General features: G+C 42.6%; 21 protein-coding genes. 4 read left to right on the forward strand and 17 right to left on the reverse strand.

Annotated elements, in window-relative coordinates; all coding sequences use genetic code 11:
* Positions 1-7 precede the first annotated feature (7 nt).
* The 5 genes from V3V99_00875 to murJ form a co-directional block, all read right to left on the reverse strand.
* Positions 8-913 (reverse strand): roadblock/LC7 domain-containing protein, encoded by a 906-nt coding sequence (locus V3V99_00875; GenBank protein ID MEE9441207.1) that lies wholly within the window; start codon positions 911-913, stop codon positions 8-10.
* Positions 914-1,005: 92 nt separating this feature from the next.
* Positions 1,006-1,371, reverse strand: coding sequence for a hypothetical protein (locus tag V3V99_00880; protein ID MEE9441208.1), 366 nt, complete (start codon positions 1,369-1,371; stop codon positions 1,006-1,008).
* Positions 1,368-2,579 (reverse strand): DUF4388 domain-containing protein, encoded by a 1,212-nt coding sequence (locus V3V99_00885; protein MEE9441209.1) that lies wholly within the window; start codon positions 2,577-2,579, stop codon positions 1,368-1,370. The genes V3V99_00880 and V3V99_00885 overlap by 4 nt, the downstream gene beginning before the upstream one ends.
* Positions 2,580-2,724: 145 nt before the next feature.
* On the reverse strand, positions 2,725-4,962 hold the full coding sequence (locus V3V99_00890) for a ComEC/Rec2 family competence protein (GenBank protein MEE9441210.1): 2,238 nt from the start codon (positions 4,960-4,962) through the stop codon (positions 2,725-2,727).
* Positions 4,949-6,523 (reverse strand): murein biosynthesis integral membrane protein MurJ, encoded by a 1,575-nt coding sequence (gene murJ / locus V3V99_00895; protein ID MEE9441211.1) that lies wholly within the window; start codon positions 6,521-6,523, stop codon positions 4,949-4,951. The genes V3V99_00890 and murJ overlap by 14 nt, the downstream gene beginning before the upstream one ends.
* 73 nt (positions 6,524-6,596) lie before the next feature.
* Between murJ and rpsT the strand changes: the two genes are divergently transcribed.
* Positions 6,597-6,854: a 30S ribosomal protein S20 gene (gene rpsT / locus V3V99_00900; protein MEE9441212.1), complete on the forward strand. Its 258-nt coding sequence runs from the start codon at positions 6,597-6,599 to the stop codon at positions 6,852-6,854.
* A gap of 1 nt (position 6,855) precedes the next feature.
* Here rpsT and V3V99_00905 read toward each other — a convergent pair whose 3' ends face one another.
* The 4 genes from V3V99_00905 to V3V99_00920 form a co-directional block, all read right to left on the reverse strand.
* On the reverse strand, positions 6,856-8,031 hold the full coding sequence (locus tag V3V99_00905) for an NAD(P)/FAD-dependent oxidoreductase (protein ID MEE9441213.1): 1,176 nt from the start codon (positions 8,029-8,031) through the stop codon (positions 6,856-6,858).
* A gap of 254 nt (positions 8,032-8,285) precedes the next feature.
* Positions 8,286-9,086: a hypothetical protein gene (locus V3V99_00910; GenBank protein ID MEE9441214.1), complete on the reverse strand. Its 801-nt coding sequence runs from the start codon at positions 9,084-9,086 to the stop codon at positions 8,286-8,288.
* Between the two features lie 231 nt (positions 9,087-9,317).
* Positions 9,318-10,442, reverse strand: coding sequence for a hypothetical protein (locus tag V3V99_00915; protein ID MEE9441215.1), 1,125 nt, complete (start codon positions 10,440-10,442; stop codon positions 9,318-9,320).
* 112 nt (positions 10,443-10,554) lie between these two features.
* Positions 10,555-11,052 carry a hypothetical protein gene (locus V3V99_00920; protein ID MEE9441216.1) on the reverse strand — a complete coding sequence of 166 codons (498 nt, stop codon included), beginning with the start codon at positions 11,050-11,052 and terminating at the stop codon, positions 10,555-10,557.
* 455 nt (positions 11,053-11,507) lie between these two features.
* Here V3V99_00920 and V3V99_00925 point away from each other — a divergent pair, with 455 nt between their 5' ends.
* Positions 11,508-13,898, forward strand: coding sequence for a hypothetical protein (locus V3V99_00925; protein MEE9441217.1), 2,391 nt, complete (start codon positions 11,508-11,510; stop codon positions 13,896-13,898).
* A 10-nt stretch (positions 13,899-13,908) separates the two neighbouring features.
* Here the strand turns inward: V3V99_00925 and V3V99_00930 are convergent, their stop codons facing one another.
* The 3 genes from V3V99_00930 to V3V99_00940 form a co-directional block, all read right to left on the reverse strand.
* Entirely contained in the window at positions 13,909-14,340 is a 432-nt protein-coding gene (locus V3V99_00930; protein ID MEE9441218.1) for a hotdog fold domain-containing protein, read from the reverse strand.
* A 300-nt stretch (positions 14,341-14,640) separates the two neighbouring features.
* Positions 14,641-14,847, reverse strand: coding sequence for a hypothetical protein (locus V3V99_00935; protein ID MEE9441219.1), 207 nt, complete (start codon positions 14,845-14,847; stop codon positions 14,641-14,643).
* Positions 14,848-14,924: 77 nt separating this feature from the next.
* Positions 14,925-15,236 carry a metalloregulator ArsR/SmtB family transcription factor gene (locus V3V99_00940; GenBank protein MEE9441220.1) on the reverse strand — a complete coding sequence of 104 codons (312 nt, stop codon included), beginning with the start codon at positions 15,234-15,236 and terminating at the stop codon, positions 14,925-14,927.
* A gap of 228 nt (positions 15,237-15,464) precedes the next feature.
* Between V3V99_00940 and V3V99_00945 the strand changes: the two genes are divergently transcribed.
* Both V3V99_00945 and V3V99_00950 read left to right on the forward strand, forming a co-directional pair.
* The gene (locus V3V99_00945; GenBank protein MEE9441221.1) at positions 15,465-16,175 is read left to right on the forward strand and encodes a hypothetical protein; all 711 of its coding nucleotides are present in this window, start codon (positions 15,465-15,467) and stop codon (positions 16,173-16,175) included.
* An 8-nt stretch (positions 16,176-16,183) separates the two neighbouring features.
* On the forward strand, positions 16,184-16,453 hold the full coding sequence (locus V3V99_00950; GenBank protein MEE9441222.1) for a hypothetical protein: 270 nt from the start codon (positions 16,184-16,186) through the stop codon (positions 16,451-16,453).
* A gap of 62 nt (positions 16,454-16,515) precedes the next feature.
* Here the strand turns inward: V3V99_00950 and V3V99_00955 are convergent, their stop codons facing one another.
* The 5 genes from V3V99_00955 to cobO all read right to left on the reverse strand — a co-directional run bounded on the left by V3V99_00955 (position 16,516) and on the right by cobO (position 23,402).
* A complete protein-coding gene (locus tag V3V99_00955; protein MEE9441223.1) occupies positions 16,516-18,561 on the reverse strand; it encodes an ATP-binding protein in 2,046 nt (681 codons plus the stop codon).
* Positions 18,562-18,593: 32 nt separating this feature from the next.
* Positions 18,594-20,531, reverse strand: coding sequence for an ATP-binding protein (locus V3V99_00960; GenBank protein MEE9441224.1), 1,938 nt, complete (start codon positions 20,529-20,531; stop codon positions 18,594-18,596).
* 448 nt (positions 20,532-20,979) lie between these two features.
* Complete coding sequence (trxB, locus tag V3V99_00965; protein MEE9441225.1) at positions 20,980-21,915, reverse strand: thioredoxin-disulfide reductase; 936 nt, start codon at positions 21,913-21,915, stop codon at positions 20,980-20,982.
* Between the two features lie 3 nt (positions 21,916-21,918).
* On the reverse strand, positions 21,919-22,842 hold the full coding sequence (locus V3V99_00970) for a complex I NDUFA9 subunit family protein (protein MEE9441226.1): 924 nt from the start codon (positions 22,840-22,842) through the stop codon (positions 21,919-21,921).
* Positions 22,843-22,847: 5 nt separating this feature from the next.
* Complete coding sequence (gene cobO / locus V3V99_00975) at positions 22,848-23,402, reverse strand: cob(I)yrinic acid a,c-diamide adenosyltransferase (protein ID MEE9441227.1); 555 nt, start codon at positions 23,400-23,402, stop codon at positions 22,848-22,850.
* Between the last annotated feature and the right edge of the window lies 1 nt (position 23,403).

Consider the following 23,403-nt stretch of genomic DNA (forward strand, 5'->3'; position numbering starts at 1 on the left):
CTTTTGATTACTGCGTCAGCCGTGGCAACAAATTAGTCAGTTTCATCTTAAGAGAACCGAGATTAATCGATTCGGTACATACTATTGCAAGTAATTTACCCTTTATGCCGGCCATATAATACAAGGATTTGGGTGTTTCTATCATCATTGATTGTAATTGCCCAAATCCGCCTTCTCGTATTTGAATAGTCGTAAACCGCGCCGTTTCAACAGCAAGGGCTCCGACCAAATCCGTATCGCCCGACACATTCCAAATCGATTCAATGACCAGACCGTCACTATTTATTATCAATACTCCCTCGATCCCGGGCGTCTCAACCAGGGCTCTCAACATTTGCTTATAGTTCATATCGGCCTGAACCGGAGGAGCCTCTTGAGTTATTGTCTGTACCGGAGCCGGATGGTCGCGCTCTTGAGGTGTCGGTGAAATCCTTACCGTAGGGGCTTGTGGAGCAGGCGCAACATGATTTGCATCCGGTTGATTTGGTTGTTCAAGGGGTATTTTCCGGGCAATTTCAAGCAGCTTCTTAATATGCACATTTTCCGGATCACCCTCATGAAGCTTTTCCAGAAGGCGGCAGGCCTTATTAAACTCATTCTTATAAATAAATATTTCGGAAAGAAGCAATTCGGTAGTTCGGGTTTCGCCGTCAAGTTCCACTGCCCGCACCGCTTCAGTCTCGGCCCAATCGTACATCCCCTTATCCATGTTAATTTTCGCCATTACCAGATGAGCGGAACCATAATCGGGGTGGATTTTCAAACCATTCTGGCAAATGCGAAAGGCCTTATCAAGATCACCCTTTTTGCGATGAGCTTCCGCTAAAGCGGCGAAAATCTGTGAGCCGGGATTTTCATCCAATATCTTAGTACATTTGGCGATCCGTTCATCAATATTTGACCGATCAATCATTATTATGATCCATCCAAAATTTTAATACCTTTGTTTAGCGCATATCCAATCGATAATAGCCTATGGCCTCATTCGAGTCAAACAAAAATACCCTAACCCAAAACGCGGCGGGCGTGCATAAGTCCGATGAGCCATAATATCACTGTTCCGACATATAGTATTCCGGCTATATCGAAAGTTAATGTGAACAACTTGAGTTCCTGAGCCAGGATTAACACCTGACCTGCTGTCAGCGTAATGAATGAAATTATCCACATTTGACAGCCTTTAGCCAGAGCTCCCCCCTTGACCAATCCAAATAGTTTTATCGCTACTGACAGGCAGGCTAAGGCGCCTATCAGAATCACGATATTGATGATGGCCGGTATGCTTCCCAAAACATTAAAATCGGCGGCAAACGCCGATTCGGCCATAATCATCGTCAACGGCAATATCCCAAGTCCAGGTTTATACTTCATGAGTCACCCGATATCATTTTTATGGTTCTCTCCGCTTTTCTGATGGAATAGTAGAAATTATCATCAAGACGGAATTTCTTTACAAGTTCTCTTCGCATAGCCAATGGTTCGGAAATTTCTTTTTTGACTTTCCCAACCGCGTTGCGAAAGGCTCCGTGTCCAAATTGCATAAATATATATTCAAGCTGTTCATGCAACATATCTTCCAGCATGGATAGAAGTCGGTGCATCCGTACCTTTTCCGGGATTTTCTTAACTTCCTGTAAAAATCTCTCCAGCGACGGCCCCGATTCGGTATTTATATCACACCCGGGGAAAAACACCAATAATCCTTGTCTGAAGCTTGATATAAATTTGTTATACCCGGGATTGGTCGTCCCGACTACTTCCTCAATTACCTTGCGGGTCCTCAGAAAACAAGTGTTGTAGAGTCTAAAGATAATTCCCAAAATTATTTCTTCTTCATCCTCATCCGGTCCGATATTATCATTGGCGGTTTTACCGGCCCCCTCGACGAGCGAATTCAAAATGAGTCGATACAATGCCCGGCAGGTAGGAAATTCACCTATCGGAGAAGCCTCGATTATTTCCGGTAACGTTCGTTCTCCGCTTATCAACGTCAATATTTTAAACTCATCGAGGGATAAAGTAATCTCATCTGAATTAACTTTAGGAATTAGGCGCACTCGCAAAAGAATATTATTGGGCGGGAGAACTTTTTGTATTTCGAGCCATTCGTCGATCCTCCGCGTGCCTTCCATGATGATATTCATAGTTGACAAATTAACCAGGAATGAGGCGTTTTGCGGAGATTCCCCTTCAGCGAATGAAAAATCGCCCTCGACCCAGCTGAAAAGATTATAGACAATTTCCTCGATCTGCATTTGCAGGCATTCGGAAACTTCATCCTTATCAAACAGCTGCATATCTATAAGAGTAGCTCCCAGGGCTCGGCCGGAAGATTTATGGAGTGCGATCGCGCGTTCTAAATCTTTCTTATTGATTTTGCCACGCTTTAATAGCAAATTTCCAAGAAGATCTTCATTCGCGTTTACCGAAGAAGCGTATATAATATTGCCTTCCGAGAACGCGATTTCTTTTTTGCGCGACCCCGTCATTACTGTTAGTACACCTGTTTTTTTTCCGGTAGACAGCAATTGCAGTACATCGGAAAACGATACCGTCTTTAGGTTGCCTGTTAGTCCCATATCGCCTTAGCTGTTAATATGTTAGACTGCACTAATTTAAAATGCACGTAAACCAATATTTCTTTCTTTTTATCGGGATGTAGGTCATATATCTTTACCGTTATATTGGGCAGATTGGTACAAAATATTGGAAATGACCAACACTTCAGGGGAATATCGTGATATTTGAACCTGATAAGATGATTCTGTCATTCATCCCGGGATATAATTCATCAAAGTCATTATCCTGCCATATCTTATAATATCTTTCATGTCTTTCAAAGAGAATTACCGCCTTATCGGTGTCATTTCGTAATAGTAATTCCGAAAGACTCTTATCACTATTTATAAAAATTATATACCATTTGCAGTGATTAATTAAACTCTCAGGCAATCGCTTCAGATCCGCCGGTGAATCGGCTATTATAATTTCCGATGAATCGGATATTTGAATTAAGGCGACATTAGGACCAATTTGAATTTCATAAATCGCCTCGTTTTCGACCATGCGTATTTTTTCGGCAATCGACCAGATTGATGGGTTGGAAAAATTAAATTCATTGACCGGATAGAGAACGATGTCAGGGCCAAATTCGGATCCTTCCGCCATCCTCTGCCAAGTCCGATATTTTGGCTCGAACAATATAAATATTTCCGGAAACGGTTCGTCCCGATCGGTTAAATATGGTATTAGATTGGCGCTGAAATCATCATAACGAGAAGCCCGGCTCTGATGAAATATGGCCAATCTATTCGTGGAATTTATAATTACGCTCTGGGTCGCTCCCCGATTATATATCTCAATCGATGCTATTGGTTTTTCCTTGGCAAATATGCCCTCCCCGAAGAAGCATACTCCCCCCAGTAAGATTGAAAAAACCAATAAGCGCCGTAGTGATTTTGAAGTTATTGCGAAAAATACCATCGTCAAAATTATCAATGCAAAAATAGAATACTCGCCCTTGACTTCTGCCATTCTTATAGCTGAAAACTCCCAGCTCCCGAACCAAATTACCAACTCATTAATTATGATGAGTAGTCGATCAAGCAAAGCTCCGGCAATTATCGCCAGCGGCGGGAAAATTAAATTCACCGTAAGAAGAATCATTATGCCGATAACCGCTACCGAAACCAGAGGTACGATTAGTAAATTGGAAAACACCGTCACCAGTGACATCTCCCCAAAATAAAAGAGAGTTATCGGAGCCGAAACCAAAGAAGCGATAAATGAGCAACCGGTTACTAATAACAAATAGCGATAAGCTGAAGAGATTGAATAACCCACCAGGAGGGAATTAACCTTTGGCAGAAACAAAATTAATCCCCATGTCACGGCAAATGATAATTGAAAACCAATATCAAATAAATTGGCAGGATCATATAATATCAAAAGACATGCCGCGGCGGCGATAATGTTGTTTAGATCAGCCCGGCGGTATAAAAATCTGACGAAAATTATTAGGATGGCCATAACCGAAGCGCGAATGACCGAAGGTTGATTGTTTGATAGATGTGAAAAGACGACAACAACTGATATGAGAATCAATAACCTGGTAGTTTTTTTAAATGCGAATACCTTAAGAAAAACTGAGATTACGATCAGTACCAAAGCGACATTCGACCCCGATACAGCCAATAGATGTAAAGTTCCCGTCCGCCGGAAAGCCTGATAAATATCCTCAGGGATATCGCGGGTTTCTCCTATTAAAAACCCCGAGGCCAGAGCGTTTGGAATTTCGGTCAGGTTAGATTGGAAACAATCAAGCACCCATTTTCTGAGTGATGAAATTGCCTTCCCCCAGACATTGCTTTCTTTCTCAGATTTAAGTATTAAAACCGGATTTGATATATAAACAATTCCCCTGATGCCCTTATTCGCCAGGTATTCCCGATAGTCAAATTGCCCCGGATAATTTCCCCCGGAAGGGTTGTATAGTCTTCCCGAAAATGAGACTGCATCCCCCAGCATAAACTCAGTCGTTTCTCTTCGAACGTTTACCAGTATTGACCCGGATGCCGGTCTGACCGAATCCCGAACTATGATTGAATCGGCCCGGCACGTAAGAATTGTCTTATGCTGTTTTAAAACCGGCCATTTTTCTATTTTCCCAAAAATCCTCACAGAGCCGGAACCAGACACGTATTGTCCAATGTCATCCGCCGCGAAATACTGATATTTTTGAGATGCCATTAAATAAGATCCGAACAATAAAAACAAAATCAGTGAGATGGAAAAATACCGGGCATCCAATCGAAAATATGACGTTACCAATAATAACATTGCTCCGATTAAAATAACGACCATTAACGGCATACTGAATACCACATACCTACCCAATATTGTCCCGGCAAAGATACCGGTCAGGGCAAAAACAGCGGGAAATCGAAAACTAAACGACGTCATTTTCCCTTTTATCGATAGCAGCTTTATCTTTTAATTTCGGAATATTCCTGAATGCAAAGGAAACAAGCAAATAACCTATTGCGGCAATAATTAATAAAATCGAGATTTTCTCAATGCGGCCAAATAGACTATCTCCCAACGCGATGAACCAGCCAATTTCTTTTATATTACTAAGTAGAATCCCGGTTAAAGCGGCGGCCATCACCGATTTTATAAACAACACCGAAACCGCCGAGATCTTTATTCCTTTTATTTTTGCGGGAAGATAAAATACCAGTAAACCAAAATTAACGATTCCGCCGAGAGCCGTCGCGGCCGCCAAACCGGCGAAATCCCAAAGTCTGATAAAAATAAAATTCGCTCCCAGATTTATAAGGACGGCATAAATTGAAAATTTCATCGGATTGACAGCATCTTTGAGGGCGTAGTAAATCGGCGCAGTAACTCTTACTCCGGCAAAACCAATTAGTCCGACGCTAAACCATTTCAAAGCTCGATAAGTATTATAAGTATCGTTTTGAACGAATCGCCCATGTTCGAATAAGAGACCGATAATTTCATCCCCGGCGACTATGAAAAAGGCGGCAACGGGAAAGACCAGAAAAAAACACAAATGTACCGCTCGATAAAATACTCTTATCAAACCATCTTCATCATTCATCGCCGCCAACGCCGAAGCTTTGGGCAAAGCAACGGTACCCAGAGCTACCGCGATAATCCCGAGCGGCAAATGCATAATCCGATAGGCATAGGTCAAATAAGATACCGAACCGGCGGCCAAAAGTGACGCCAGAAGTGTATTAACAAAAATATTTATTCGTCCCGCGGCCAATCCCCCAATCATCGGACTCATTAATTTGGCGATGCGTTTCAAACCATGATGATTGAATTGAGGCTTAAACCGAAATCTAAATCCGGATTTCAGCAAACTCGGAACCTGAATTAAAAATTGCCCCGTACCCCCGAGTAGTACTCCGGCTGCAATACCGAATATGGGCCGCTCAAGATAAGGGCAGATTATAAAAGCGGCGGTAATAACCCCGATATTAAACATCGCCGGAGCCAGAGCCGGAATTCCAAACTTATCAAGGGAATTCAGGATTGACATCGCCAGAGCCGCCAAGGCTACCAATAACAGGAAAGGAAACATATAGGCGGTCAACTGACCGGTTAATTCAGCCTTACCGGAAATATCCGAAAAACCGGGAGCGATAATTTTAACCAGATAAGGCGACAATATTGCTCCGGCAATACATACGACCGAAACCACTAACGTTAAAACCGAAAAACTGACCTGCGCCAGTTCAAAAGCCGGTTCTTTTCCTTTTTCCTGAAATTCCTGTTTAAAAACCGGCACAAAGGCCGAAGAAAGAGCCCCCTCCGCAAACAAGTCACGCAATAAGTTGGGAATGCGATAGGCCGCGAAAAAAGCATCGGCCGCTAATGAGGCGCCAAAAAGATGGGCAAACACCTGCTCTCGGACCAAACCCAGCAAGCGGGATAAAAAAGTCCCCGAAGCCACCCTTGAAAATGAAATTGTAAATCCCGTTTTTTTTACCATTTAGTCTCTTGACAGAATTCCGATACAATGTATATTATGAGGCTTTATTGAGCAAAATGAAAGGAGATTTTTCTTGCCACAACACAAATCATGCGTTAAACGGCTGCGGCAATCGGCAAATGAAAAGGTACGGAATAACGCGATTAGGACTCTGCTGAGAAAGACAATGAAAGAAACCAAGGCTACTCTTGCGGCCGGTGAAGAAGTGGACCTTAAAAAGGCTTATACCAGCATAGATAAAGTTTGGAGTAAAGGGATTATTCACAAAAGAAAAGCGGCCCGGCTAAAATCACGAATGACAAAAGCGATGGCTCGCTTAAAATCTGAATAATCTAAAACAGATGGCGTGTCAGGCGCAAGAGTCTCGGCGCAGACGTCAATACGCTTTTTATCATCGCGGCCGGATCAATTGATTCGGCCGTCCTGTTTTTTAAATAGCCTTCAAGAAATTCCATAAGTATCTCCCAATCGCGATTATCGAATTTTCTGAAAACCGGATAGGCTTTGGAGAGTATATTCATATCTCGGCCTATAGCTTTTTCAACCCGCGATCGATACAATTCCTGCATTTGATTATGCGGTAAATTGGTATCGATTGCTTCGGCAATGACTTGGGCGGCAAGCTGGCCGGTATGCAAAGCCCGGGCAATACCCGCTCCGGTAACCGAATCTATTATCCGGGCGGCATCACCGGCAAGGAGGATATTCTCCCGGCCTAATGTATCAAAATTTTTAAATTTCGGAACCATCCCGCAGGTTTCAAACTCTACCCTGCCCCCTGGAAAATTTTCTTTGATAAATTTATCCAATTTTTCGCGGAGAAATTTGCTATCGGACTCATATGGATTTAATCCGACTCCAATATTGGCCGAGTTTTCAGATTTCGGGAAAACCCATAAATATCCGTTTGGCGAATACGTATCCCCGACATAGAAAAGCAGACAATTGGGCTCAATTTCGATATTCGTAACGTAATATTGTAACGTTGTTTCGCAATGCTCTAAGTCCAGACCGGTCTCCAATCCCGCCATCCGGCCGATTTGAGATTCGACGCCGTCGGCGCCGATTATATAATCCGACTCAATTTGATATTCTCCGGTATCTGTTTGAATTGACGCAAGGGCGTTTCCATTTATAGAAATGTCGTGTACATAGGCTCCCCCAATAAACTCCACGCCTCGTTCAATCGCGCGGTCAATCAGGAATTTCTCAAACGCGGGTCGGTCTAATACATAGCCCAGGGTATTGCCAAAATCATAAAGTAGTTCTTTTCCTGTTGAAACCGTCATCTTCACGGAATTAATTTCGGTTGAAATAAACTCCCGGCGCGGTTCAACAAATGTTGATAAACCTTCCAATGAAGTCGCTTCGGCACAGCAAACGGGCCTGCCGATTTCAATTTTTCTATCCGCAAGTAATACATCCAAACCGGCTCTGGCGGCTTCCGTCGCAGCGTATGCTCCGGCCGGGCCGGCACCGACAATCAGCAGTTGGTATCTCTTTTTCAAAACGATCCCTCTCCGGCCCGCGGATTTTGGGACTGGATTTTTAATGAATCTACGGGACAAAACTCAATGCAAATTTCGCATAAAGAACAATCATCCTGCCTGACGCATAATCCGTTAAGCCCCAAATACAGAGCAAAATCAGAACATAACGAAATACATCCGGCGCATTCATGACATGTTCTGGAATCTATAATCAGCATAAAAAAACCCGGCTAATATTATCATAGCCGGGTTACTAAGACAAGATTTTTTTATTAATTGTTAAAAACGAAAACCTTCCCGAAATAATATGTCGTGCGATCAGCTTTCATCCTCATCTCTATCAGTTCCTTCAAAAATGACTCTTTATCTTCCGCTCCGACCTTTTCTCTCAGTATCGCCAGCGAATAATCAATGCCCAGGATCCTGTCCGGTGAATCCACGCGTACAATACCTCTCGGGAGCAATACTCCCTTTTGAGCAAATTCGGATAATTCATCTATACTGAAGCAGATTGGAAAGATTACCGCTGATGCCTTGGGGAATTCCTTAAATTGCCGGCGATGATTATACTCCAACCTCGCCCGATAGCTTTTATTGCTCCAGGCAATGTCCTCGCAAAGCTTACAATAGACATCGGCTCGAACCCAGAATGATTCCGAGACAAATCTTAACCTGACAACTCGATCGTCCCGAAACCGAAACTCGGCTTCATCGCGACGTAATTTACCGGTTGTGTCCGTGATTATCTTAATCTGCCGCGGAAATCTCTCGCAAAACTTAACCAAATCTACATAATGCCAGCCTTCGACCACCTTTTGCCAGGGGTAAATCGATACTTTATCTTTGCTTGCGATTTGAACCGGCACATGATCTACATTCAGCGCATTTAACACTTTTAGTGCGCAGGAATCATCCAGGAGCAGAAATCTATCTTTCATTGGATATACCAAAAGAGGATTTCTGAGATTTCCCAGTAATTTCAGCTCGTGTACTTGTCGGTTAGCGTGTTCGTCGGAAAAATTCTCGAACGCCGTAATCTGCTCAATCGAAATAATTTTCAAAGTGTCTATCATGCCTGAATCCTGTTTTAAATTACTATTTGAATCCATTTGAGCAAACACAATGCCGTAAATTGACTCAATAAGACAGAAAGCGCTTCAGTATAAAAAGATTTTCACCGTTACCTATCAAGGATTTACAAACAGAAAGCTATCGTTCGAATCTACCCGGGATTTGAAGCAAAAAAAAACGGCCGAAATCAGCATCGGCCCTTCAAATTTATGCAAAAACTTGCCGTACAGAGATCAATTGATTCTATATTTTGTCAATTCTTCTTTTGTCAGCAAATATACGCTTCTATTTCCCGAGCCGAAAAATCCTTTCGGGAAATCGGGACTCCAGTCCTTATATTGCGCTCTTTGCCTGAATAGAGTTTTTCCGTTTGTGGGAATCAAGTAAATTTCTCCCTCTATATGACGCTCCTCCTTGGGCACTTCAATCCCTTTGCTCTTGTCTAACCCGCAGACAAGATATTCTCCATCATCGCTTAAGTCCAATACAGTGAACTGATTATCCTTTTCAGCAAATCGATATTTCCAAAGCTGCTTTCCTGATGTTAATTCATATACTTCTATCAGATTCTTCGACAACAATACCAAAACATTGGCTTCTACATTCATTACCATATCTTTTATTTCAAATTCTTCGGTTTCTATAGCTATGATTTCCTTTTCGTCTTGATACAGATGAAAATACTTTTGAAAAAACACTCCAAAATAACGATCATCCCGATCAAAAACAAATTTGGTGCATTCGGGAATATTTTTCAGCAGGTTACCGGTTGAATCATACACAAAATAACCGTTATACGATCGATCAATAACAAATTTATTTCCGCTGGGAGCGATTTCAATACCCTTATAATCATCCTCGAAAGTCAAAATATTAACCAGGTCGCCATACTCGCTATATAGATAAACCCGAACTGGCGAGATTCCCAAAACACCCTCAATTCCAAATATTTTTCCCGAATTTGTGAGTATAAAATCATTGGGAGCGGGCTTATTTATGGCCCATTGATATTTCCCGTTACGATCAAATAATTCCAATTTGATAGTCTGAAGGCTGGTCGGGGAATTATCGGCGTAAGTAATCAACCCCAGGTGCTCGCCATTGGGGGAAATCGTCGGTTTGACATTATTTTTCAGGCGGCGCGAAAAAATCTCACGACCGCGGATATTATACATTCTGATGTCGGGGCGAGAATAAACCAAATAATTATCACGCATGGAGCCCATAACACGGCTGTTTTCCTCCAGGAGAATCGAATATGATTTTTCCAAACGCAAGGCCGACGCAGGAACGACACTGAGAAAAATAAGCGCAAGCGTTCCTATAATTATTCCGGATGTTTTAATCTGATGATTCATTTCCTTCACTCACCTCAAGGCCAAAATACAATCGGCCCAAGAATAAAAAAAAACTGCGCCTCGCGCAACCTTTATGTTTTACACATTTAGAGCGTAAAAGTCGAGACTTCGATTATAAATTTATTCCGCTGGAAGTATCGGAATTCCCGGCTAAATCTTGTTTGGGTTTGGTGATATTCAGATTGGCGAAAGTTTTAATTTTTACCCGGTTCTTCACCGGCATTTGAGGAATATTGACAACCGATTCGGCCGCGCGATTTTCCTTTTCGCTTATCCATTTGACTGTATATTCCATCTTTTTGGAATATTTTTTGGCCTCGCTTACTACCGCTTCCATTCCCGGCATCCCCACTGCGCCGTTATTCATTATATATACAAGCAGGGAGAAATCGGTAAAAATCCGCAATTGTCTGGTCTTAAAAATATCGAGGTTATGTTCGGCAAATTTCAAAAAACTCAAAAAAGCGATAATCTCCAACTCTGCTTTGGTACCGCTGGCCATACATCGAAATAATACCCCATATTCGGGTACCGCGAATGAAACAATGCCTTCCTTTTCATTCCCGTTCTGATACTGTCCGGAAACATAACATTTAATAAAATCTCTCATACGGATGCAATCAGCAAACCTCATGCCCGATTCATGGGATCACTATGATGAAATAATCCATGGGAATCAGTGACTTACAGGAATTGGATTTTGCGATTTCAACTGTTATGCAGATAATTTCAAATTTACGTCGTAATCCGGCATAACCTGCAATCAAATACCTTTTATCTGTAAATCCCGATATTATCAACTGGCTTAGAGGGACAAATAATGTTATCATTCGTTTATGGTACAGCAGGATTCCACGATAAATATAAAGGGCCGATACGATGAATTTGTTGAATAACCGAGTGGCAAGAATATTATGCTTACTTCTACTTATTTTTTGTATTTCAGTTGAATCTTTGGCCAAGGCGCCATTTGAATTACAGACCTCCAAAAATAATGCAAGAAAATCAACGGCTAATTGTGAACCCAATTATCAACTATCCATGCACAATATCGGCTATATCAGAATGGCTTTATTAAACAGCGGAATTCTGGGAGCATATTCCGGCGATCAATCTACGGTTTATGAGGGTGAAGTAGTTCCCAGTTGTGAATATCCCAAAGCATCGGATGTCAATCACTTATTCGGCGGCGCTCTCTGGATTGGAGCCATTGTCGGGCGCGATACTCTGGTTACCTGTGCCACCACCGGCTGGGAAAACTGGCTCGGCCGGGAATTCAATCCCGATTGTTATCCGGCGGGTGGTTTTGAATTCAGAACGGTTCTTAAAGGGCGCCCGGAATTTCATCCCGAAGCAAAGTCCGAACAGGATATAATCGCATTTTTTACGGATACTATGATCGCACAGGGAGGTGAAAATCCCGTAGATAACAGGCCCCATGTACCGCTCAATATTTCAGTGGCGCAAAGATCATATTCCTGGAGTTACAGCTACGCCGATGATTTTATTCTAATTGATTTTCAAATCGCCAATATTGGCCGATTCCCACTCAAAGAAGTTTTCATGGGGCTTTATATTGACGGTGACGTTTTTCATATGAGCAATCGACAATCGGGACCCTATGATGATATCTGCGGATTTCTCAGAACTGCCGATATGCCTCCCCGTTTCGGACCAAGAGAGGATACTGTAAATATCGCCTGGATTGCCGATAATGACGGTGATCCCGGTCCTCCCGATATGCAACCGCAATACTGGTATATTCAATCGGCCCGAGGCGTTACCGGTACAAGAGTTCTCCGCACTCCCAATCCGAATTTAAAATACAGCTTTAACTGGTGGGTGTCCAATGGCAATCCGACCCTGGATTTTGGACCCCGGAAAGCCGGTACCGACGAAGACCCGTTTCGCTCATTCGGGGATCACTTAGGCACCCCTATCGGTGATATCCTTAAATACTATATCCTGTCCCATGAAGAATTCGATTACGACCAATTATATACCGCATTCTCACACACCGATAAGGGCTATCTGTCGCCGCCCCGCCCCGGTATGGCAACCGATATCGCTAATGGCTTCGACACCCGCTATTTGCTATCGTTCGGGCCGTTTAATGTCGAACCGGGTGATACTCTACCCATAACAATCGCCTTTGTCGCGGGCGAGAATTTCCATGTCAATCCTCGGGATTTTATTGATAATTTTGACGCCTATTACCCTGACCAGTATTACAATACCTTAAATTTCAAAGATTTTTCCAATAATTCTCGCTGGGCATACTGGGTCTACGACAACCCCGGAGTTGATACGGATGAAAATGGTGATTCAGGACGGTATGTGTGGAGTTGCCGGGTTGATGATTCGATTCTGTATTTTACCGAAACCGACCCGCCTCCGGACGATATGCTTGAATTATGCGATAAATATTTTTATACCGGAGATGGTGTTCCTGATTTCAAAGCCGCCGGTCCGCCGCCGCCGCCGATTATCAGAACAATCCCTGAAAGAGGAAAGGTTACAATCCGATGGAACGGTCAAATTTCTGAAAATACTCCCGATCCCTTCTCCGGCAAAAAAGACTTTGAGGGATACCGGGTTTATATGTCTACTACTGAGCGATTCAACGATTTCGTCCTGTTGGATTCTTATGATATTGAAAACTTTAAGCGCCATTATTATGACCCGATAACGCTTCAATGGAAGCGAAGCGAAATCCCTTTTACATTGGATTATCTCAGGAAATTATACGGTCCCAATTTTAATCCTCTCGATTATGATAGCCCTGAAAGATCTATGATCGATGAAACAAGCGGCGAATATCTTTATTTCACCCCCCAGGATTGGAATACTTCCGATCTAACAAATCCTAATCGCATCCACAAAGTATACCCGCGGGCTTCAAAGGATGACCCGGACGATACCACCGACGAAGGATATATGCGGTACTACGAATACGAATATACAATCGATAATATTCAACCGTCGATACCGTTTTACTTTTCAGTGACTACATTCGATTACGGTTCAATGCAGCTTGAAGTCGGCGCCCTCGAATCCTCCCCCCTGACAAACGCGGTCAGTGATTTCGCCATGCCCCAGGGCGATTTTGTTGAAGAAAAAGCCCTGGACGTTATTGTTTATCCCAACCCCTATCGCATTGACGGCGGTTATGCCCGCCAGGGCTATGAGAACCGCCGAAGGACCAAATCCGCCGAACGAACGCGAAAAATAAATTTCATGAACCTGCCCAATGTCTGTAAAATTAGAATTTATTCAATTGACGGTGATTTGATTAAAGAAATCGAACATTATCATCCCGAAGGCGGGCCGCATTCTCAATACGAGTCTTGGGACGTAATCAGTCGCAATACTCAGGCCGTTGTAACCGGGATTTATATATGGCATGTATCCTCGAATAATGGCGAACAGCTGGATAAATTAGTAATTATGAAATAGATTCGGGGCGTTATTCAACCGAATCCTGGAGCCGGTCGGCCAGCTCCGATTTAGGAGTTATATATTTACCGGAAGCTTCGGCGACAATTTCGTCATTTTGATTGATCGCCTTGCCCTCGGTCAGATATACCGGCCCTTTTATTCCGGTTTTGTATCCTTCAAACCGTAGTCTATCTCCGATATAAACCGGTTTTTTGAATCTGACTGTAATCTCGGCGGTGACGACGTATAATGACTCGGCCAGAAGCGATTTTATCATAATTTCATCGAGCATGGTCGAGAGGATTCCGCCGTGAAAGATATTTTTGTATCCGGCGTATTTCTCATCGGCTGTAATTTCGCTGATCGCCTTTTGGCCGTCATAATAAAATCTGGCCTGCAACCCAATCTGATTACTCTCGCCACAGACAAAACAACCCGAATATCTGGCAATTTCTTTCATGAGCGCCAAACTATATTTTGAAATGTCTAAAGTCAAGCCGGAATAATTACACAATTAGTCGGGAAGCATCATTACATATACGTATCCTAATTAAAACCCGGCAGAAGCGAACCAACTGCCGGGCTTATAATTAAGGAATCATTACGAAAGAATTTCATTCGAGCAGTTTTATGTCATACCCGGGACGATATAAACGAGCCTTCGCAGCAATGAGCGGTACGCGGAATGTTAAATCGGATCATCATATCCTCCTTGGTTCGAGTTAATTTATGTAAAAGTATAAGGCGGTAAAGACAGTATTTATTTATCCTTATTTTCTTCAGGACAGCACTCTCCCGCTTTTTCCTTTTGCTCGCCGGGGCAGCATTCAGACGTTCCCATCTTCATCACGCCCATCATCGGTCCGCAGCAACCGGCAAATTTGCTCTTGACATTATCCCCGGTCACTTCAATTCGAAAACCATTATCGATTTCAGTTACTTTTACCTGACAACAATCTTTTTCCATATCAATTACCTCCTCGAGTAATTACGTATCTACATATTCTTATATGCGTATTTCTCTATATTTGTTTCAAAAATTTTTTACTTTTTCTTTCTTTTCTTGCTATCCTCCACTATAACAGGGACTTCCAGGCAATCGCAAAAACTGCAACAGCATTTACTTACTGAGTTTTTATTTATGCTGTAAAAAACTTTCTGGCCCTCTCTCCGATCAGTGACAATTTCAGCCTCCCTCAAAATAGCCAAATGACGGCTGACTGTCGGCTGAGATAAATCCATCTTCTTGACAATATCGTTGACCGTCATTTCATTTGAGGATAGCAGTCCCAATATTTTCAACCGCGAAGGATCTCCAAACGCCTTGAAGTACTTACTGTATTGCTTATTGTCCATTTACTCAATCCTATAATCAGGAATACAATCTTTCCACATCAATATATAACAATATGTACATATATCGGTTCTATTTGTCAATTATTTTTCTGAATTTCCGCATTAATTAAAAATTCTTTTTTCTCTTGACAAAACAAGACAATATTAGTATTTAATGCTCCTGGTATTGATAATGATTATCATTTTCGTTACGGGAAGTTTTGAAATGCTGGTTAAGGAGTACAACAAATGAAGAAATTACTAATGCTGACATTGATACTACTTCTGGCGGCGCCAAACATTTTTGCCGATCGACGCAAATATGCCTGGACATATCAATATGGCACTATCGCTCCTGACGCTACCGAATTGGAATTGTATCAAACAACTAAGGTTGATAAAACTGACAGTTGGGAATATCGTTTCGAAATAGAGCATGGTCTCTCCCCCAATTGGGATTTGTCCATATACCAGATTTTTACACAAGAGGAAGGTGAATCGTTTAAATGGGATGCTTTTCAGGTAAGAACTCGCTATCGTTTGGCTGAACCGGGCTCGTTTTTCCTCGACCCTTTGTTTTATATGGAATACCGAAGAAACATTGATCTAAAAAGCCGGAATAAGGCCGAAATCAAACTTATTTTAAGCCGTGATTTTGACCGCGTTAATTTTGCCATAAATCCGCTTTACGAGTTTTTCTGGGCTCCCGGCGATCCCATCCACGAGTTTGGCGCCGACGCCGGAATATCTTACGAGGTCTCATATAAATTCGCGCTGGGAATGGAAGCAACGACTCGATATGAAATCCTCAAAGACGAAGAAAACGAGCATAGTTTTTATATCGGACCGACTGTTTCATTCGCTTCGGGAACCGTTTTTTACACGGTCGGATATGAATGGGGCGTTACCGATGACAGCAATGACGCCCGGGTCCGATTCTTAATTGGCATCGGTTTGTGAGCAGCAAAGTGAAATCAATAATAACGACGCTTATAATTCTGGGCGCCGCCCTTTTTTTCGGATTTATCTTAGGGTGTGCACGCCCCCCCATTTCCGGAGAGCAATCGTCCGGCCGATCGGCGTATTTGAACAATTGCGGAGTATGCCATCGCCGACCCAAACCGGATTCCAATACCGATGAGCAATGGCGGAAAATAATGCGGGAACATGAGGATAAAGCATCGCTGGATAAGAATATTCTCAAACAGGTATCAGATTATTTACAGGCAGGTAATTAATCTCTCTTAACTCAAAATCCGTCCATGACTCAATCACGGGCGGGTTTATTTATTTTCATATTTTAGGCAAGAGGAAGATTAATTTTTATTACGGCTCCGCCGTTGGGATGATTTGACGCCTCGACGGTACCGCCGCATTCGGATATTGTCTTATAAGCAAGAGCAAGACCGAGTCCTGATCCATCCGCCTTAGTCGTGAAATACGGTTGAAATATCTTGGATAAAACCTCATCATCAAATCCCGGCCCGGTATCGGAAACGGTGATTAAAACCCCCTCGTTATCGGTTTCAAGAACGTTTATTATTACCTGTCCTCCGAATTTCATAAACTGAATACTGTTTCGAATCAGGTTGATAAAAACCTGCTGCAATTTTTCAATCTGGCAGCGCACCATAATAGATTTTCCCGCCAGGAAATTTATCGTAATACCGTTTTGTTTGGCTTCGTCAACCACGCTGTTTATTCCCCGTTCAATTGCCTCATTCAAATCAACAGGCGTATCCTCTTTGGTTTTGGAACGAGCCAAATCCAAAAACCGGGTCAGAATTTGATTCAATCGCTCTGTTTCACTCAGGATATTTTTTGTCAGAGTATGATATTCTTCTCGATCTTCCGGGGGATTAAATTCCATTTTCAATCTCTGCGCGGCGATTCCGATGGCGTTCAGGGGGTTTCTGATTTCATGAGCCACTCCGGCGGCCATATCCCCCATCTCAACCAGCCTCTCTCTGCGACGATTCTCTTCCTCAAGCTTTTTGCGGCGGGTTATATCGTGAATCAAGATCACCACTCCGCCGCCTGCCTTTTCCGGAAGCCCGGTCGCTCCCAGCAGGATTGTACGGAGTTGATTTTGGGGCGTCTTAATCTCCAGTTCCTGAGATATAATGGCCTGTCCGGGGGGAAATTCCTTACTCAAAACAAAGGGTATATTGGCGGCGATTTCATCAATGGAATCATCAATATTTTTGGTTCCGATTCCAGTCAATTCAAAAAAAGCGTTATTGACCGCGATGATTTTGCCGTTAGTGTCATAGGCCAATACCGCACTGGTTAATTGATCGAAAATAGTCTCTGTGCGAGATTTCATCTGACGAAAAGATTTGTCGAGGATAAAATAATTTTGATTGATAGACACGACGGCGACAATCAGAAGCGTAATAAGGAACAAAACTATCGCGGTGATGATAATCTGTCGGTCATATCCATCGGATATGGAATGAAATTCATCAAGATTCATCCCGATACGGTATATTCCGGGCGGGTATGAAACCGATTCAAAACGACGAGCGATTTCCAAAACATCATAATCTTCAAGCCGGTGTATGCGCCAGCCAACGGTATCGACCGGCATTAATGATTCGAGAAACGGATCATTCTCAATACTCAATACCGGAGGTAATGACTTTGATGAAAATACTATGCCGTCGTTGCTCTGCAGAAATATATATTCAATCCCGGCCTGACCCGAAATTTCCTGAATCAGGTATCCGATTCCGATCTGCCTGAGAATTTGCTCGATATAATTCGCCTGGACAGTCAGGACCATCAATCCGGGAGGAGATGTTTCATCGGTTGAGGTTAGTTCATACACAAAATATTGATAAACTGAAGAGAGTGAATCATCCCCATAAATTAAAACCGAGCGATATCCTCCGCCGAATCTTAATATTTCTATTATCTCGGCCTTGACTTTATCCGGATAATCGGGAATATACCCTTTGGCCCATTGATTGGAACCGACCACGACCAGTGACGTATCCAGAATCTCCAGAGTCATCAAATCCTGCTCTTCGCAAAACAAACGGAATTCCTCGGAATCCGAAATTCCGGTAAGTTGATTTTGAGCTGTCGCCGCGATCTCAACCAATTTTTCCTCGGAAAGACTCTCCAGGAGGAGTCCCGATTGAATCGCGTTGGTGGATGATAATGTCAGCGACTCAATCAGCGCTTTTCCTTCTGTCACCATAATATTAGTAAGAGATTGCCGAGCCTTTTTAATCCCCAGGTAGGCTAACGAGAAAAAAATAAGCGCTAACGCCATCGTTACCAAAAACAGATAGCGAAGTCGAATCGGCGCCAAAAAAGCTGATAATTTGACTGATCGCATTATTTCAAAGTATGATTATTATTATTAGACTGTCAAGAAGTAACTAGTTCGCGAGCCGGTTCTATTTCTTCGATTGTCTCAGGCTTGTTCAAAGGCAATGTAATTGTGAAACTCGTACCGACGCCGACTTGAGAATGATATGTTATATGCCCGTGATGCTTATCGATAATCCGCTTGACGATGACCAACCCGAACCCCCGACCACGCCTCTTGCCGGTATAACGCTTTTCAAATATATATTCATTTATATCTTCCGGCAATCCCCCGGCGTTATCGGATATTTTTATTTTGGCCGTACAATTTTCTCTATCGATATCGGTTGAGATTGATATAATCCATTCGCCCTCTTTCTCTCGCAAGGCATCGGCGGCATTGTTAAGCAGATTGACCATTAGCTGTTGTATCTGGCTACCGTCAAACTCAACCAGGGGTAACTCGCGAGATAAATTCAGATCGAAAGAAATATCATCGTACCGATTTTGAGGTTTCAAGAAAACAATCAGGTTTTCTATCAACTGGTTTAAGTCTTCAACGGCGAATACGGCGTCATCATTGCCGTATCCCATCAGGCCTTCTGAAAAAGTCTGTATCTTTGCGACTGTATTTCGCAACACTCCAAGCTTTTGTTCCACCTTATCCATCTTGCCTTTGGATAACAGAAGCGGCAAAAGCTCGACATTGCCCAATATAATCGCCAGATAATTATTGATCTCATGGGCAATTTCGCCGGCCATGACGCCCCGTGTCGCAACCCGGTCGATTGAAATCATCATTTCCTGGAAATTCTTAGATTCGGAAATATCGCGAATAATAAACAGGTGCGCGCGGGATTTTGAATTTTCACCGCGTATCGTTACCCGGTTGACCAATACCGGAAAATTATCCCCCCCCTCTTTCTGGCAAATCATCTCCCGTTTGACTAATCCGGTCTCTTTCGTATCAGCCGGAAATACTCTATCCGGAGCAAAGGGGAAAAATCTGAGTAATTCCTGACCGATAGCGTTATCCCGGGAAAAACCAAACATCTCCTGAGCGGCCTGGTTAAACAATTTTATCTTTTTATCAGCGTCCGTAGCAATGATCGCAAAGGGTGAGTTTGTAATTAGTTTCGATAAAAACGCTTCCGATTTTTCGAAAGATTTATTGGCCCGTGTAAGTTCCACTAATGCTTTTTTTAATTTTTTGCGCTGTTTCCATAATGACGATGACATGGTATTAAAGGCGATCGTTACCCTGCCGATTTGGCGATCGCTGACATTTTCCATCTGATACAGGACCTCGCCTTCAGCCGTTTTTTCCATTCCCCTGATTAAATTTTGAAAAGGTTTTATAAAATCCCTAAAGAGCAAATTGACAATCAAGAGGCTAATCAGGGTTATTACCAGAAACAACAATACCAGAGTCAAATTATACTCGAAATCTGACCCGAGAAATTCTTCCGGCATAAAAGTAATCGCCAATATCAAATCGGGATTATTTTCCACCCAGGGAATATATATCGTTTGTATTCTTCCTGACTCTGATGTATATCGCGGCCCAATATAAATACCGGATTTTATCAATGACTTTCTATCAATCTCGTCCTGTATTTTTTTTGATAGATTGATATCAAGACCATTCAATTCATCTCGATGGCGAAGAGCCGAAATCTCATATCCGACATCATTGGAATTCATTTCTAAAAGCGTCAAGCCGCCTAAGCCCCGCATGAATTTGCTGGAATGTTCAAATATCTCCCCGAGATGTGATTTGCCTATTATTGAAATTCCGGAATCGGGATAATCTTCAAGCCTCGCTTCATTTAATTCAGCCCGAAAATAATCGCTGATGAAATCAAATCGATATGAAACAAGTCTCTCGATTTTAGCCTGATTATTTTCTATACTGACATAAGCAACGGCGATAAAGATAAATATAGAATTAATCAAAACCAAAAAAGAAATGCGATATAAAATCCCCGGAACCTTCAATCTTATCCTCATAGTTGATATTTACAGTAATCCTATGAGGTATCGGCATTATCAGAATTTTTTGAAGGGATATTAATAAGAATGGGAGTGGTGGAGGGGGGAAGCCGCAATAACATATTTGAATATGTTGCATGCGCACCACTCCCATAGCTTGAGCAAGTCACAGGAGTCGTATATTCAATGTTCTCATTCGGGATTAACGCAAATAACAGGCCGGAATTAAACAATACTGGATATGTTTATCCAAAAATCCATCCTATGTTAATTTGTTTTTATTCACTTTGAATGCATTTGGTTAGAATATTAAATTTGAATATGATATTTTCTAATTGCCTGAATTAATATTGTGATTGCGCAAATTTATCTATCAAAATCGCACCATTTTGCACATACATAAAAAATACCCGCATATATAAAGACACCTACCTTCATTCGAATTTCTAAAAAACTACTCCTTCATTGCCTCGATTCGATAAACTGCGGCCATAGCCGCCGTTGTTCCGTCGCCAACCGCGTTAGTAATCTGGCGCACTAACTGTTCCCGAATATCGCCGCAAACGTATATCCCCGGAACCGAAGTTTCCATCTTAAAATCAGTAATAACATAACCATGATCATTCATTTTGATATCATCAGGGAGAATATTTGTATTCGGTTTAAATCCAATCAATACGAAACAGGCTCCGACATCAAGCGTTGAAGTTTCACCGGATTTAACATTCTTCAATGATAATGATTCGATTTTAGCTTCGCCGTTAATATTCTCCACTACCGAATCCCAGATGAACTCAATCTTGGGATTTCTGAAAGCGCGCTCCTGAATGATTTTCTGCGCCCGAAGCTTATCACGGCGATGGATAATTATTACTTTGGATCCGAACTTAGTCAGGAAAATCGCTTCCTCAACCGCGGCGTCTCCCCCGCCGACAACCGCAATGACCTGTTCTTTGAAAAAAGCACCGTCACAGATGGCACAGTAGGAAACACCTCGACCGGTCAATTCTTTTTCTCCGGGAACATTGAGCAGTACCGGTGAACCGCCCGTGCAAACAACCATTGTCTTGCCTATATAAGTATCACCGCCAGCGCCGACAGCAACCTTGCGGTAATCACCCTCGGATTGTATCTCGACAATTTCATCGGATAATACCTCAAGCCCGAATTTCCTGGCGTGCTCGGTCATTTTCATCGCCAGCTCGACTCCTGAAATATGCTCAAAACCCGGATAATCCTCAACTTCCTCGGTGTTAACGATTTGCCCGCCTGGTGTATATTTTTCAATCATAACAGTCTTCAAATTCGCGCGAGAACCATACAGTCCGGCGGTAATGCCTCCCGGGCCTCCGCCAACGATTACGATATCATAGTTTTTTTCTTCACCCATAATTTATTTCCTCAAATAATCCGGTAACTGCATTTCCATTGATGAAAACTTCGCGCCAAACTCCTTTTCGACAATTGCGTGATCGCACGTCGAACCGGCCGTCATCATATTCAATTGATCTACGGTTATCGGCACAGGTTTCAATATTTTTTCCAACACTCGAACCGCCGCCTTAACCAAACCCATCGGCAAGTGTATATTGTACTTTTTTATGCCAATAATGTTTTTGATTATATCAAGAATTTCCAGATAAGTCAACCGCTCCGGTCCGCCGATTTCGTAGGTCTGGCGTGATGTAAAATTGCGTTGACTCGATAGTGCCATAACGGCGCACAATTCCTCGACATATACAGGTTGGAACTTATACAGCCCGTCCCCGATTACCGGAATAAGCGGTGAATATCTAACCATTTTGGCGATTCTATTGATGAAATCATCTTCCGGTCCATAAACGATTGAGGGACGAAAAATAGTATAATCAAGTCCGGAATTCCGTACTGCTTCTTCCGCTGCCCATTTTGTCTGAAAATATAGCGACGAGGAGTTTTCACTTGTCCCTAATGCGGAAAGATAAAAAATTTTGGATATACCGCTATTTTTTGCCGCTACGACAACATTTTGCGTCCCCATCTCTACCGTTTTCCGGAATGATTTGTCTCTCGTCTCGGCAATTATCCCGACCAGGTGATAAACCGCGTCGCATCCCTCAAAACATTTTTCCAATGACTCAACATCATCAATATTCCCCTCGAAAATATTTATCCGCCCCCTCAGAGAAATTAAATCGGGGCGGGTTTTGTTGAAAAGAATATTCAACGAATAGCCAGGCTGTAATAGATGCAAAACCAGATGCGAGCCTATAAACCCGCTTCCGCCCAATACCGCTACTTTATTTATGGAATTATGAGATATATCATCATTAGGCATAACTATTAAAAATCAATTCCTTTACGGGCCGGGATGCCTTTTTGGAAAGGGTGCTTTATCTCTTTCATTTCGGTCACCAGATCAGCCGCCTCAATCAATTCATCAGGCGCGTTTCGACCGGTAAATACGATATTCAAATGAGCCTGTTTATTCTTCAAAAGTTCCAAAACCTGATCCATTTTAATTAAACCCAGACTAATAGCCACGTTAATCTCATCGAATATCAAAATATCATATTTATTCGACTCAATCGCCCGGATTGCAGCATTTAATGCTTTTCCCGCCGATTTCTTATGCTCTTCCAGGGGCTTGTTATCGCCCATTATTCCGATACATCCGGCTCCCATAGTCTGAACATCAATTTCCGGCGATAATTGCTTCAATCCTTTCAATTCACCATACTCCCAATCACTTTTGATAAACTGAATTATGCCGATTTTGTTCCCATGCCCAGCCGCGCGAACGCATAATCCCAGAGCCGCTGTTGTCTTTCCCTTACCGTTTCCGGTGTAGACTATTATAAGCCCCTCTTCTTTTATGGAAGAATCGTTTTTGCTCATA

The sequence above is a fragment of the Candidatus Zixiibacteriota bacterium genome (assembly GCA_036480375.1).
GTDB lineage: Bacteria > Zixibacteria > MSB-5A5 > GN15 > JAAZOE01 > JAZGGI01.

What these genes read in the sequence shown, in the direction of transcription:
- V3V99_00955 (MEE9441223.1), bottom strand. Translation starts at nt 18,561, where the DNA reads ATGCGATCAGTCAAATTATCAGCTTTTTTGGCGCCGATTCGACTTCGC.
- V3V99_00925 (MEE9441217.1), top strand. Translation starts at nt 11,508, where the DNA reads ATGGCTTTATTAAACAGCGGAATTCTGGGAGCATATTCCGGCGATCAA.
- V3V99_00940 (MEE9441220.1), bottom strand. Translation starts at nt 15,236, where the DNA reads ATGGACAATAAGCAATACAGTAAGTACTTCAAGGCGTTTGGAGATCCT.
- V3V99_00930 (MEE9441218.1), bottom strand. Translation starts at nt 14,340, where the DNA reads ATGAAAGAAATTGCCAGATATTCGGGTTGTTTTGTCTGTGGCGAGAGT.
- V3V99_00910 (MEE9441214.1), bottom strand. Translation starts at nt 9,086, where the DNA reads ATGATAGACACTTTGAAAATTATTTCGATTGAGCAGATTACGGCGTTC.
- murJ (MEE9441211.1), bottom strand. Translation starts at nt 6,523, where the DNA reads ATGGTAAAAAAAACGGGATTTACAATTTCATTTTCAAGGGTGGCTTCG.
- V3V99_00945 (MEE9441221.1), top strand. Translation starts at nt 15,465, where the DNA reads ATGAAGAAATTACTAATGCTGACATTGATACTACTTCTGGCGGCGCCA.
- V3V99_00935 (MEE9441219.1), bottom strand. Translation starts at nt 14,847, where the DNA reads ATGGAAAAAGATTGTTGTCAGGTAAAAGTAACTGAAATCGATAATGGT.
- V3V99_00915 (MEE9441215.1), bottom strand. Translation starts at nt 10,442, where the DNA reads ATGAATCATCAGATTAAAACATCCGGAATAATTATAGGAACGCTTGCG.
- V3V99_00970 (MEE9441226.1), bottom strand. Translation starts at nt 22,842, where the DNA reads ATGCCTAATGATGATATATCTCATAATTCCATAAATAAAGTAGCGGTA.
- V3V99_00885 (MEE9441209.1), bottom strand. Translation starts at nt 2,579, where the DNA reads ATGGGACTAACAGGCAACCTAAAGACGGTATCGTTTTCCGATGTACTG.
- V3V99_00890 (MEE9441210.1), bottom strand. Translation starts at nt 4,962, where the DNA reads ATGACGTCGTTTAGTTTTCGATTTCCCGCTGTTTTTGCCCTGACCGGT.
- V3V99_00875 (MEE9441207.1), bottom strand. Translation starts at nt 913, where the DNA reads ATGATTGATCGGTCAAATATTGATGAACGGATCGCCAAATGTACTAAG.
- V3V99_00920 (MEE9441216.1), bottom strand. Translation starts at nt 11,052, where the DNA reads ATGAGAGATTTTATTAAATGTTATGTTTCCGGACAGTATCAGAACGGG.
- cobO (MEE9441227.1), bottom strand. Translation starts at nt 23,402, where the DNA reads ATGAGCAAAAACGATTCTTCCATAAAAGAAGAGGGGCTTATAATAGTC.
- V3V99_00880 (MEE9441208.1), bottom strand. Translation starts at nt 1,371, where the DNA reads ATGAAGTATAAACCTGGACTTGGGATATTGCCGTTGACGATGATTATG.
- trxB (MEE9441225.1), bottom strand. Translation starts at nt 21,915, where the DNA reads ATGGGTGAAGAAAAAAACTATGATATCGTAATCGTTGGCGGAGGCCCG.